Origin of the sequence: Kineococcus vitellinus (genome assembly GCF_009906315.1) — a bacterium.
GTDB lineage: Bacteria > Actinomycetota > Actinomycetes > Actinomycetales > Kineococcaceae > Kineococcus > Kineococcus vitellinus.
The window spans coordinates 1-12,578 of sequence record NZ_JAAALL010000118.1; the positions used below are offsets into that span (position 1 = coordinate 1).

Annotated in this window: 12 protein-coding genes; 5 read left to right on the plus strand and 7 right to left on the minus strand. The window is 74.3% G+C overall.

Translation table 11 applies throughout. The features are described 5' to 3' along the window. The 5 genes from GTQ99_RS11935 to pgl form a co-directional block, all read left to right on the plus strand. On the plus strand, positions 1-1,284 hold a 1,284-nt coding region (locus GTQ99_RS11935), incomplete at its 5' end, for a transketolase family protein (protein WP_276612181.1). A 129-nt stretch (positions 1,285-1,413) separates the two neighbouring features. Further along, positions 1,414-2,535: a transaldolase gene (tal, locus tag GTQ99_RS11940; protein ID WP_166615955.1), complete on the plus strand. Its 1,122-nt coding sequence runs from the start codon at positions 1,414-1,416 to the stop codon at positions 2,533-2,535. Then, on the plus strand, positions 2,532-4,073 hold the full coding sequence (gene zwf, locus GTQ99_RS11945; RefSeq protein ID WP_166615956.1) for a glucose-6-phosphate dehydrogenase: 1,542 nt from the start codon (positions 2,532-2,534) through the stop codon (positions 4,071-4,073). The genes tal and zwf overlap by 4 nt, the downstream gene beginning before the upstream one ends. A 22-nt stretch (positions 4,074-4,095) precedes the next feature. Further along, on the plus strand, positions 4,096-5,487 hold the full coding sequence (gene opcA / locus GTQ99_RS11950) for a glucose-6-phosphate dehydrogenase assembly protein OpcA (protein WP_166615957.1): 1,392 nt from the start codon (positions 4,096-4,098) through the stop codon (positions 5,485-5,487). Then, the gene (gene pgl / locus GTQ99_RS11955; protein WP_166615958.1) at positions 5,484-6,227 is read left to right on the plus strand and encodes a 6-phosphogluconolactonase; all 744 of its coding nucleotides are present in this window, start codon (positions 5,484-5,486) and stop codon (positions 6,225-6,227) included. The genes opcA and pgl overlap by 4 nt, the downstream gene beginning before the upstream one ends. Positions 6,228-6,347: 120 nt before the next feature. Here pgl and GTQ99_RS11960 read toward each other — a convergent pair whose 3' ends face one another. The 7 genes from GTQ99_RS11960 to GTQ99_RS11990 form a co-directional block, all read right to left on the minus strand. Beyond that, a complete protein-coding gene (locus tag GTQ99_RS11960) occupies positions 6,348-6,698 on the minus strand; it encodes an RNA polymerase-binding protein RbpA (protein WP_166615959.1) in 351 nt (116 codons plus the stop codon). Between the two features lie 18 nt (positions 6,699-6,716). Further along, on the minus strand, positions 6,717-6,968 hold the full coding sequence (gene secG, locus GTQ99_RS11965; RefSeq protein WP_166615960.1) for a preprotein translocase subunit SecG: 252 nt from the start codon (positions 6,966-6,968) through the stop codon (positions 6,717-6,719). Positions 6,969-7,097: 129 nt separating this feature from the next. Further along, positions 7,098-7,883 (minus strand): triose-phosphate isomerase, encoded by a 786-nt coding sequence (gene tpiA / locus GTQ99_RS11970; protein WP_166615961.1) that lies wholly within the window; start codon positions 7,881-7,883, stop codon positions 7,098-7,100. Positions 7,884-7,925: 42 nt separating this feature from the next. Further along, entirely contained in the window at positions 7,926-9,152 is a 1,227-nt protein-coding gene (locus GTQ99_RS11975; RefSeq protein WP_166615962.1) for a phosphoglycerate kinase, read from the minus strand. A 100-nt stretch (positions 9,153-9,252) separates the two neighbouring features. Next, positions 9,253-10,257: a type I glyceraldehyde-3-phosphate dehydrogenase gene (gene gap, locus GTQ99_RS11980; protein WP_166615963.1), complete on the minus strand. Its 1,005-nt coding sequence runs from the start codon at positions 10,255-10,257 to the stop codon at positions 9,253-9,255. A gap of 199 nt (positions 10,258-10,456) precedes the next feature. Further along, positions 10,457-11,437 carry a DNA-binding protein WhiA gene (gene whiA / locus GTQ99_RS11985; RefSeq protein ID WP_166615964.1) on the minus strand — a complete coding sequence of 327 codons (981 nt, stop codon included), beginning with the start codon at positions 11,435-11,437 and terminating at the stop codon, positions 10,457-10,459. A 180-nt stretch (positions 11,438-11,617) separates the two neighbouring features. After that, positions 11,618-12,578 (minus strand): gluconeogenesis factor YvcK family protein (locus tag GTQ99_RS11990; protein ID WP_205707299.1); only part of this gene is annotated, 961 nt, incomplete at its 5' end.

Here is a 12,578-nt window from a genome sequence, read left to right on the forward strand (position 1 = left end):
CCCACCCTGCAGGGCACCGGCAAGTCGCACGGCTCCGCCCTCGGCGAGGCAGAGGTCAAGGCGACCAAGGAGGTCCTCGGCTTCGACCCCGAGCAGACCTTCCAGGTCGACGAGGACGTCATCGCCCACACCCGCGCGCTGCGCGAGCGCGCCAAGGCCGCCCACGCGCAGTGGCAGTCCTCCTTCGAGGCGTGGCGCTCCGGCGCCGGCGAGCGCGCGCAGCTGTTCGAGCGCATGCGCACCCGCACCCTGCCCGCCGGCTGGGAGCAGGCGCTGCCGGTCTTCGAGCCGGGCAAGTCCATCGCCTCGCGCAAGGCCTCCGGCGAGGTCCTCAACGCGATCGGCGCGGCGCTGCCGGAGCTGTGGGGCGGCTCGGCCGACCTGGCCGAGTCGAACCTGACGACCATCAAGGGCGAGCCGAGCTTCCTGCCCCCCGGCCGCACGACGAAGATGTGGGACGGCAACCCCTACGGGCGCACCCTGCACTTCGGCATCCGCGAGCACGCGATGGGCTCGATCCTCAACGGCATCGCGCTGCACGGCGGGACCCGCCCCTACGGCGGCACCTTCCTCGTCTTCAGCGACTACATGCGCCCCGCGGTGCGCCTGGCCGCGATCATGCGCCTGCCCGTGACGTACGTGTGGACGCACGACTCCATCGGCCTGGGCGAGGACGGCCCCACGCACCAGCCGATCGAGCACCTGGCCGCGCTGCGCGCCATCCCGGGCCTGGACGTCGTCCGCCCGGGCGACGCCAACGAGACCGCGTGGGCGTGGAAGACGATCCTGGAGAACACCGACCGCCCGGCCGGCCTGGCGCTCTCGCGCCAGAACCTGCCGACCTTCGACCGCTCCCAGCCCGGCTGGGGCGCGGCCGACGGCGTCGCCAAGGGCGCCTACGTGCTCGTCGAGGCGTCCGCGGCCACCCCGCAGGTCATCCTCGTCGGCACCGGCTCCGAGGTGCAGATCGCGGTGGCCGCCCGCGAGAAGCTCGAGCAGGAGGGCATCGCGACCCGCGTCGTGTCCATGCCGTGCCGCGAGTGGTTCTTCGAGCAGGACCAGGCCTACCGCGACACCGTCCTCATCCCGGGCGTCAAGGCCCGCGTGTCGGTCGAGGCCGCGATCTCCCAGGGCTGGCACGACATCGTCGGCGACGCCGGGCGCACCGTGAGCCTGGAGCACTTCGGCGCCTCCGCGGACTACCAGGACCTGTACCGCGAGTTCGGCCTGACGGACGAGGTCGTCGCGACCGCCGCCAAGGAGAGCCTCGCCGGCCTGCAGTGACCCTCCCCCGCCGGGTCGCGCACCGCCGGTGCGCGACCCGGCGGGATCCGGCGTCCCGGGACGGCCCGGGGCGCCTGCAGTGCGGGCGCCGTCCCGGCGCCCGAGTGGACGAAGGAACGGAGAACCCCCGTGAGCAACCCCGTGGAGACCCTGCACCAGCACGGCGTCTCGGTCTGGCTGGACGACCTGTCGCGCGAGCTGACCGGTTCCGGCGAGCTGCAGCGCCTCGTGGACGCCGGCGTGCTGGGCGTCACCTCCAACCCCACGATCTTCGCCTCGGCGCTGGCCAAGGGCGACGCCTACACCGACCAGGTGAAGGAGCTCATCGCCGCGGGCGCCGACACCGAGGAGGCGGTCTTCCAGATCACCACCGAGGACGTGCGGCGCGCCTGCGACATCCTCGCGCCGGTCTTCGAGCGCACCGACGGCGTCGACGGCCGCGTCTCCCTCGAGGTCGACCCGCGGATGGCGCACGACACCGCGGCCACCGAGGCCTCGGCGCGCACGCTGTGGCAGGCCGTGGACCGCCGCAACCTCTACATCAAGATCCCGGCGACGCTGGAGGGCCTGGGCGCCATCACCACGGCGCTCTCGGAGGGCATCAGCGTCAACGTGACGCTCATCTTCTCCCTGGACCGCTACCGCGCCGTCATGCAGGCCTTCCTCACCGGCCTGGAGCAGGCCAAGCAGAACGGCCACGACCTGTCGACCATCGAGTCGGTCGCCTCGTTCTTCGTCTCCCGCGTCGACACCGAGATCGACAAGCGCCTGGACGCCGTCGGCACCGACGAGGCGAAGGCGCTGCGCTCCAAGGCGGGCCTGGCCAACGCGCGGCTGGCCTACCAGGCCTACGAGGAGGTCTTCTCGACCCCGCGCTGGCAGGTCCTCAAGGAGGCCGGCGCGCGTCCGCAGCGCCCGCTGTGGGCCTCCACCGGCGTCAAGGACCCGAACCTGCCGGACACGCTCTACGTGACCGAGCTCGTCGCCCCGAACACCGTGAACACCATGCCGGGCAAGACCCTCGAGGCCACCCTCGACCACGGCCAGGTCACCGGTGACACGATCCGCGGCTCCTACGGCGAGTCGCAGCAGGTCCTCGACGACCTCGAGCGCCTGGGCGTCTCCTACACCGACGTCGTCGAGCTGCTCGAGCGCGAGGGCGTCGACAAGTTCGAGAAGAGCTGGACCGAGCTGCTGCAGACCGTCACCGACGAGCTGGAGCGCGTGAAGACGCAGGTCGACGCGCAGTGACCCCGGCCCGGGTGCTGCCCACCGAGAACCCGCTGCGCGATCCGCGGGACCGTCGCCTCCCGCGGATCGCCGGCCCGTGCGGCATGGTGATGTTCGGTGTGACGGGCGACCTGGCGCGCAAGAAGCTCATGCCGGCGATCTACGACCTCGCCAACCGGGGTCTGCTGCCGCCGGGCTTCGCGCTCACCGGTTTCGCCCGCCGCGACTGGGTCGACCAGGACTTCGGCAAGATCGTCTACGACTCGGTGCGCCAGCACGCGCGCACGCCGTTCCGCGAGTCGGTCTGGGCGCAGCTGGCCGAGGGCTTCCGCTTCGTGCCCGGCGAGTTCGACGACGACGAGGCCTTCGACCAGCTGGCCGCGACCGTCGCCGACCTCGACCGGGTGCGCGGCACCGGCGGCAACCACGCCTTCTACATGTCGATCCCGCCGCGCTTCTTCCCCGTCGTGGCCAAGCAGCTGGCCCGCAGCGGGCTGTCCGCCCAGCACGGCGACCAGTGGCGCCGGGTGGTCATCGAGAAGCCGTTCGGGCACGACCTGAAGTCGGCGCGCGAGCTGAACGCCGTCGTCGAGGACGTCTTCCCGCCGGACTCGGTGTTCCGCATCGACCACTACCTGGGCAAGGAGACGGTCCAGAACATCCTGGCGCTGCGCTTCGCCAACCAGATGTTCGAGCCGCTGTGGAACGCCAACCACGTCGACCACGTGCAGATCACCATGGCCGAGGACATCGGCATCGGCGGCCGCGCGGGGTACTACGACGGCATCGGCGCGGCCCGCGACGTCATCCAGAACCACCTGCTGCAGCTGCTGGCCCTCACGGCCATGGAGGAGCCCGTCTCCTTCGAGGCCGCCGACCTGCGCGCGGAGAAGGCGAAGGTCCTCTCCGCCGTGCGGCCGCTGAAGGACCTGGCGCGCTCCACCGCGCGCGGGCAGTACGCCTCCGGCTGGCAGGGTTCGGACTTCGTCAAGGGCTACCTGGACGAGGACGGCATCCCCTCCGACTCCACGACGGAGACGTTCGCCGCCATCGAGCTGGAGATCGACACCCGCCGCTGGGCGGGCGTGCCGTTCTACCTGCGCGCCGGCAAGCGGCTGGGCCGCCGGGTCACCGAGATCGCCGTCGTCTTCAAGCGCGCACCGCACCTGCCCTTCGAGCTGACGGCGACCGAGGAGCTGGGGCAGAACGCCCTGGTGGTCCGCGTGCAGCCGGACGAGGGCATCACCATGCGCTTCGGCTCCAAGGTGCCGGGGACCGCGATGGAGGTGCGGGACGTGACGATGGACTTCGGGTACGGCCACGCCTTCACCGAGTCCAGCCCCGAGGCCTACGAGCGGCTCATCCTCGACGTCCTGCTGGGCGACCCGCCGCTGTTCCCCCGCCACGAGGAGGTCGAGCTGTCGTGGAAGATCCTCGACCCGATCACCTCCTTCTGGGCCAAGAACGGGCAGCCCGAGCCCTACGCCTCGGGCACCTGGGGCCCGCCGTCCGCGCACGCGATGCTCGAGCGGACCGGCCGGCAGTGGCGGCGACCGTGAGCACCACCCACCGGGAGCAGATGTGATCATCGACCTGCCCAGCACGTCCACCAGCGCCATCAACAAGGCGCTGGTCGACCTGCGGGAGACCGGCGGAGCCGTCGCGCTCGGCCGGGTCCTCACCCTCGTCGTCATCACCGACGACGCGCACGCCGAGGACGCCATCTCCGCGGCCAACGAGGCCAGCCGCGAGCACCCCTGCCGGGTGCTCGTGCTCGCCCGGGGGAACAAGCGGGGCGCGGCGCGCCTGGACGCGCAGATCCGCGTCGGCGGCGACGCCGGGGCCAGCGAGGTCGTCGTGCTGCGCGCCTACGGCCCGCTCGTGGAGCACGGCGAGACGACCATCGTCTCGCTGCTGCTGCCGGACGCGCCGATCGTGGCCTACTGGCCGGGCACGGCGCCCGAGGACCTGCGCACCGACCCGATCGGGCGCATCGCCCAGCGGCGCATCACCGACTCCGCGGAGGCGGCGAACCCGGCCAAGGCCCTCGAGGCGCGGCGGGCCGGCTACCGGGCCGGCGACACCGACCTCGCGTGGACCCGGCTGACGAACTGGCGCGCGCTGCTGGCCGCGGCGCTGGACCAGCCGCCCTACGAGCCGGTCACCTCCATCACGGTGGCCGGGGCGCCGGACAGCCCGAGCACCGAGCTGCTCGCCGCCTGGCTGGGCGCCAAGCTGAGGGCGCCGGTGACGCGGGCGCGCACCAAGAAGGGCACGGGTGTGCAGAGCGTGCGCCTGGAGCGCAAGTCCGGTGCGGTGGAGCTCATCCGCCCGGACCAGAACGTCGCCACGCTCACCCAGCCCGGGCAGCCGAACCGACGGCTGTCGCTGGCGCGCCGGCCCGTCAAGGACTGCCTCAGCGAGGAGCTGCGGCGGCTGGACCCCGACGAGGTCTACGGCGAGGCGCTGCGCGACGGGCTGCCGCTGGTGAGCAAGCAGGTCGTCTCCGTGCGCGAGGCGCAGTCGCGGGGCAAGCTGTCCTCGCCGGCCGCGGCCGCCCGCGACCAGGCGGCGGCGGAGGAGAAGTCGGCACGGGTGTCGCGGGCCATGAAGCGCGCGACGCCCTCGGGCGCCGAGCAGCGCTCGCGCTCCTCGGCCGTCCCGAACGACGAGGTCGCCGCGAACTCGCCCACGCCCGCCAAGCGCGCCGCCCGGCGCGCCGCGGCCGGCGCTCCCGAGGGGTCCACCCCGGCGCAGGAGGCGGCGGCCACGGCCACCGCGGCGCAGGAGTCGGCGCCGCCGGCGGCGGAGCGGACCACCACCCGGAAGGCCGGCGCGCGGAAGGCCACCGCCCGGAAGGCCACCGCCCGGGAGTCCACCGCGCGGAAGTCCACCGCGCAGGGTGCCTCGACGTCGCGCTCGCGCACGTCGAAGTCCGCGAGCGCGACCGCGGCGGGCGGGGAGACGGCGTGAGCGAGGCGCTGGTCGTCCGGCACCCCTCCCCCGAGGCCCTCGCGCACGCCGCGGCCGGCCGCCTGCTGGCGGCCGTCGCGGACGCGCAGGCGCTGCGCGGCGTGGCCCACGTCAGCCTCACCGGCGGCACCATCGGTGGCAGGACCCTCGCCGCGGTGGCCGCCTCGCCCGCGCGGGACGCGGTCGACTGGAGCCGGGTGCACCTGTGGTGGAGCGACGAGCGGTTCCTGCCCGCCGGTGACCCGGAGCGCAACGCGACCCAGGCGCAGGACGCCCTGCTGGGGCAGCTGCCGCTGGACCCGGCGACGGTGCACCTGCCGCCGTCCAGCGACGGGCCCGACGGCGAGGACCTGGACCGGGCCGCGGCGCGCTACGCCGCGGAGCTGGCGGCCGCGGCCGACGGGGCCGAGGTGCCCGCCTTCGACGTCCTGCTGCTCGGCATGGGCCCCGACGGGCACGTGGCCTCGCTGTTCCCGCACCACCCGGGCCTGGCCCGCGACGACTCCAGCGTCGTCGGCGTGCGCGAGTCGCCGAAGCCGCCGCCGCTGCGGATCTCCTTCACCTTCGGTGCGCTGGCCCGCGCCCGGCAGGTGTGGGTCGTCGCCTCGGGGGCGGAGAAGGCGGCGGCCGTGGCCCGCGGGGTGGCCGGTGGTGACGTCGCGGAGACCCCGGCCGCCGGTGTGCGCGGCACCGAGCGCACCCTGTGGCTGGTGGACGAGGCGGCGGCCGCCGACCTGTGAGCCGCCGGGCGCGTGGACGCCGACGGTGACGACGAAGGCCCCCGACCGCACCGGTCGGGGGCCTTCGTCGTCACCGTCGCGCCGGCCCGGCGGGCGCTGCGCGCCGGACGGGGCTGCGGCTCAGCGGATGAGGCCGCGGGCGCGCAGGCTGTCCAGCGCCTCGTTGAGGATCGCCTCGCCGTCGGCGTCGCTGCGCCGCTCCTTCACGTACGCCAGGTGCGTCTTGTACGGCTCGTTCTTCGGGGGGGCCGGCGGGTTGGCCCGGTCGGTGCCGGCGGGGAAGCCGCACCGGGGGCAGTCCCACTGCTCGGGCGGCTCGACACCGGACTCCTCGGCGAAGCTGGGCTTGGTCTCGTGCCCGTTGGCGCACCAGTAGGAGATCCGGATGCGGGGGGCGGTGTCACCGCGCTCCGCCTCGCCCATCGGCCCGGCGCCGACCCTGCTGCCCCGGATGGCGTTGCCACCTGCCACGTCGGTCGTCTCCCCTGCTCAGAACTCGTTGGTGAAGCGCTCGACCAGGCCGAGCAGCACGATGGACGCGAACCAGACCAGCGCGATCCCGACCGTGAAGCGGTTGAGGTTGCGCTCGGCCATGCTCGACCCGGACAGGCTCGTCGTGACGCCACCGCCGAACATGTCCGACAGGCCGCCGCCCTTGCCCTTGTGGAGCAGGATCAGCAACGTCAGGAACAGGCTGGAGATGGCGAGGACCACCTGCAGCACGATGCGGAGGACGTTCACACGGGTCCTTCTCGTCGTGGCCGGGCCGCGGGCGGTTCCGGCGCTGTCGTCAGGGCGCTCTCAGCGTAGGCCATGGACCGGGGTGCCCGGGCCGGTCCGCGACGGGTGTCGAGACCGGCCCGGTGCGCCTCAGGCGGGGTGGTCGCGGTAGCGCACGATCGCGGCGAAGTCGCCGGCGTCCGTGCTGGCACCGCCCACCAGCGCCCCGTCCACGTCGTCCTGGCGCATGATCGAGGCGATGTTCGCCGGCTTCACGCTGCCGCCGTAGAGGATCCGCACCGCCTGCGCGCTCGCCGCGTCGAAGCGGTCGGCGACCGCGGCGCGCAGCGCGGCGCACACCTCCTGCGCGTCCTCGGGGGTGGCCACCTCCCCCGTGCCGATGGCCCACACCGGCTCGTAGGCCAGCACCAGCGAAGCCACCTGCGCCGGCGTGAGGCCCTCCAGGGCCGCCAGCGCCTGCCCGACGGCGTGCGCCACGTGCTCGCCGGCCTTGCGGACCTGAAGCGGCTCGCCGACGCAGACGATCGGCACCAGGCCGTGCTCGAGCGCCTTGGCCGCCTTCGCGCGCACCACCTCGTCGGACTCCCCGTGGTGCTGGCGGCGCTCGGAGTGCCCCACCGCCACGTAGCTGACCCCCAGCTTGGCCAGCTGCGCACCGGAGACCTCACCGGTGTACGCGCCCGAGGTGTGCGCGGAGACGTCCTGCGCGCCCAGCTTCAGCGACAGCTTGTCGCCCTCGATGAGGGTCTGCACGGTGCGCAGGCTGGTGTGCGAGGGCAGCACCGCGACCTCGACGGCCGAGTAGTCGTGGCGGGCGTCCTTGAGCGTCCAGTCCAGCTTCTGCACCAGCAGGGTCCCCTGCTGGTGGTCCAGCACCATCTTCCAGTTCCCGGCGATGAGCGGGGTGCGGGCCATGTCGTCTCCTACCGGTGGGCGTGGCGGGCGGTCGGGGCGGGATCAGTCGAGGACGTCGAGACCGGGCAGCCGCTTGCCCTCGAGGTACTCCAGGCTCGCCCCACCGCCGGTGGAGATGTGCCCGAACTGCTCGTCGGCGAAGCCGAGGCTGCGCACGGCGGCGGCCGAGTCGCCGCCGCCGACGACGCTGAACGCGCCGGAGCCGACGAGGGCCTGCGCGACGGTGCGGGTGCCGTGGGAGTACGGCTCCATCTCGAACACGCCCATCGGGCCGTTCCAGAAGACCGTGCGCGCGTCCGAGAGGGCGGCGGCGAAGGCCGCCGCGGAGGCCGGGCCGATGTCCAGCCCCAGGCGGTCGGCGGGGATGGCGTCGGCGGCGACGACGGAGTGCTCGGCGTCGGCGGCGAAGGCGGTGGCGGCCACGACGTCGGTGGGCAGCAGCAGCTGCACGCCCTTGTCCTGCGCCGTGCGCATGTGCGCGCGCACCGCCTCCACCTGGTCGACCTCCAGCAGCGACCTGCCGACCTCGTGGCCCGCGGCCGCCAGGAAGGTGAAGACCATGCCGCCGCCCACGAGCAGGCGGTCGCCCTCGCGCAGCAGGGAGCCGAGCAGGTTGTCGATGACGCCGAGCTTGTCGGAGACCTTCGAGCCGCCGAGCACGACGGCGTAGGGGCGCTCCGGCGAGCTCGTCAGGCGCTGCAGCACCTCCACCTCGGTGGCCACCAGGCCGCCGGCGGCGTGCGGCAGGCGACGCGCGACGTCGTAGACGCTGGCGTGCTTGCGGTGCACGGCGCCGAAGCCGTCGGAGACGTAGGCGTCGGCGAGCGCGGCCAGCTCGTCGGCGAACGCGCCGCGCTCACCGTCGTCCTTGCTCGTCTCGCCGGCCTCGAAGCGCAGGTTCTCCAGCAGGACGAGGGCGCCGTCGCCCAGGGCCTGCACCGCGGCGGTGGCCCGGGGCCCGACGGTCTGCTCGCAGAAGCCGACCTCGGTGCCCTCCAGCAGCTCCGCGAGGCGGGCGTGCACGGGCGCGAGGGAGTACCTGGCCTCGGGGGCGCCCTTCGGGCGGCCGAGGTGGGCCGTGACCACGACGCGGGCACCGGCCTCCAGCAGCCGGCGCAGCGTCGGCACGGAGGCGCGGATGCGCCCGTCGTCGGTGATGGCGGGCCGCTCGCCGGAGTGGTCCAGCGGCACGTTGAGGTCGCTGCGGACGAGCACGCGCTTGCCCGCCAGCCCGCCGAGCTGCTGCTCGAGGTCGTCGATGGTCTTCACGGGGTTCCCTTCCGGCGCAGTGCGGACGACGGCCCGGGCACCGTGCGGTGCCCGGGCCGTCGAGCCCGTCGGGTGGTGCTCAGATCGGTGTCGGCCAGGCTCAGAGCGAGGAGCCGACGAGCTTGACGAGGTCGACGAGGCGGTTGGAGTAGCCCCACTCGTTGTCGTACCAGCCGACGACCTTGACCTGGTTGCCGATCACCTTCGTCAGGCCCTCGTCGTAGATGCACGACGAGGGGTCGGTGACGATGTCGGAGGAGACGAGCTCCTCGTCGGAGTAGGTGAGGTAGCCCTTGAGGGGGCCGTCGGCCGCGGCGCGGTAGGCGGCGTGGACCTCCTCGACGGAGACCTCGCGGCCCACGGTCACGGTGAGGTCGGTCGCGGAACCCGTCGGCACCGGCACGCGCAGCGCGTAGCCGTCGAGCTTGCCCTTCAGCTGGGGCAGCACGAGGCCGATGGCCTTGGCCGCACCGGTGGAGGTCGGCACGATGTTGAGGGCGGCGGCGCGGGCGCGGCGCAGGTCCTTGTGCGGGCCGTCCTGCAGGTTCTGGTCGGCGGTGTAGGCGTGGATCGTGGTCATCAGACCGCGCTCGATGCCGAAGGCGTCGTCGAGGACCTTGGCCAGCGGCGCGAGGCAGTTGGTCGTGCACGAGGCGTTCGAGACGATGTGGTGGTTGGCCGGGTCGTAGTCGCCGTCGTTGACGCCCATGACGAACGTGGCGTCGTCGTTCTTGGCCGGCGCGGAGATGATGACCTTCTTGGCCCCGGCGCTCAGGTGCGCCTTGGCCTTCTCGCCGTCGGTGAAGAAGCCGGTGGACTCGATGACGACGTCGACGCCCAGCTCGCCCCAGCCCAGGTTCGCCGGGTCGCGGTCGGCGAGGACCTTGACGGTGCGGGAGCCGACGACGATCGAGTCGCCGTCCACGCGCACGTCGTCGGCCAGCTTGCCGAGCACCGAGTCGTGCTTGAGCAGGTGCGCGAGGGCCTTCGCGTCGGTGAGGTCGTTGACGGCGACGATCTCGAAGTCCGCGCCCTGCGCGAGTGCGGCGCGGAAGAAGTTGCGGCCGATGCGGCCGAATCCGTTGATGCCGACCCGAGTGGTCATGCGCTCTCCTCCTTGACGCACCGTCGACCGGGCGGGCCCCGGGTGCGTCTCGTGCTGTGCGGTACCGGTCCTGTGCTGGTCGTGCGAGCCGCCCGGGCGCCAGGTCCCGGTCCGCTCTCGCTCCCCGTCACCCGCCGCGCCCCCGCGGCGACGCCCCGACCCTATGGCCTGCGTCACGTCCGGGCGCAGCGGGGGGCCCTCAGGCGTCGAGCATGTCGGGCGTCAGCCCCGAGTCGGTGCCCGGGACGCCGAGCTCGACGGCCTTCTTATCCGCCATGCCCAGCAGGCGGCGGATGCGGCCGGCGATGGCGTCCTTGGTCATCGGCGGGTCGGCCAGCTGCCCGAGCTCCTCCAGGCTGGCCTGCTTGTGCTCCAGGCGCAGCCGGCCGGCCTGCAGCAGGTGGTCGGGCACCTCGTCGCCCAGCAGCTCCAGCGCGCGCTCGACGCGGGCGCCCGCCGCGACGGCCGCCCGGGCGGAGCGGCGCAGGTTGGCGTCGTCGAAGTTGGCCAGCCGGTTGGCGGTGGCGCGGACCTCGCGGCGCATGCGCCGCTCCTCCCACGTCATCATCGCGTCGTGCGCGCCCAGCCGGGTCAGCAGCGCGCTGATGGCGTCGCCGTCGCGCAGCACCACCCGGTCCACCCCGCGCACCTCGCGCGCCTTGGCCGACAGCTCCAGGCGCCGCGCGGCGCCGACGAGCGCGAGCGCCGCCTCCGGCCCCGGGCAGGTGACCTCCAGGGCCGCCGAGCGGCCGGGTTCGGTGAGCGAGCCGCGGGCCAGGAAGGCGCCGCGCCAGGCGGCCTCGGCGATCTGCGCGGAGCTGGAGACGATGTGCGAGGGCAGCCCGCGCACCGGGCGCCCGCGGGTGTCCAGCAGCCCCGTCTGGCGCGCCAGCGACTCCCCGTCGCGCGCCACCCGCAGCACGTAGCGGGTGGCGCGCCGCAGCCCGCCGGCCTGGACCACCAGCAGGTCGCTGGGGTGGCCGAAGACGTCCGCGATGTCGCGGCGCAGCCGGCGCGCGATCGAGGCGGAGTCCAGCTCCGCCTCGATGACGATGCGCCCCGACACGATGTGCAGCCCGCCCGCGAAGCGCAGCATCACCGAGACCTCGGCCTTGCGCGCCGCGGTCGTCGTGACCGGCAACCGGCTCAGCTCGTCCTTGACCGCCGCCGTCATCGCCATGTCTGGTCCTCCCCCGCCGCCGTCCGGTGCTCCACCGGCCCGGTCCTCGGCCCGATCCTCGTCCTGGTCCCCGTCGCGCTCACCGCCACGGTCCTCGCCCGCGCCACCGTCCGCGTCACCGCGCCCGCCGTCCCGCCCGCCGTCCCGCTCGCCGCGCCCGCCGCCGGCGCCGGTGCGGCGTCACCGCGCACCAGGCCGGGACGGCACGGCGAAGACGTCGCGGTAGGCGGCGGCCAGCCGCAGCGCGTCGTGGCGCGGGCTGCCGTCGCCCACCGACACCGGCCGCAGCAGCAGCTGCGCCCCGAGGTCGCCCGCGACCCGCTCCAGCGCGGCCCGGTCGCCGACGGCCACCGGGTCGGCCACGACGGCGTCCACGCTCAGCGCGGGAGCGTGCGCGGCGAGGACCTCCAGGTGCGCCTCGGCGCTGAACCCGTCGGTCTCGCCCGGCTGCACGGCCAGGTTGAGCGTGACGCAGGTGCGGGCCCGGGTGCTGCACAGCGCCTCGGCCAGCGCGGGCACCATCAGGTGCGGCAGCACGCTGGTGAACCAGGAGCCGGGCCCCAGCACGACCCAGTCGGCGGCCTCGATGGCCTCGAGGACCTCCGGGCGCACGGGCGGGTCCGGCGGCACCAGCCGCACGCCGGCCACCCGGCCGGTGGTGGAGGCGACGGCCACCTGCCCGCGCACGGGGCTGACCTCCTCGGGCCGGCCGGGCACCAGGCCCAGCACGTCGGCCTCGATGTCCAGGGGCACCGCCGCCATCGGCAGCACGCGGCCGCGGGCACCCAGCAGGCGCCCCACCCAGTCCAGGCCGGCGACCTCGTCGCCCAGCAGCTCCCACAGGGTGGCGATGAGCAGGTTGCCGGTGGCGTGCTGGTGCAGCGAGCCCTCGCTGGTGAAGCGGTGCTGCAGCACGTCGCGCCAGGTGCGGCCCCACTCGGAGTCGTCGCACAGCGCCGACAGCGCCATCCGCAGGTCGCCGGGCGGCAGGCCGCCGAGCTCGCGGCGCAGCCGGCCCGAGGAGCCGCCGTCGTCGGCGACCGTGACCACCGCCGTCAGGCGGTCGGTGAGGTGGCGCAGCGCCGACAGCGACGCGGAGAGGCCGTGGCCGCCGCCGAGGGCGACGACCGCGGGGGCGGTG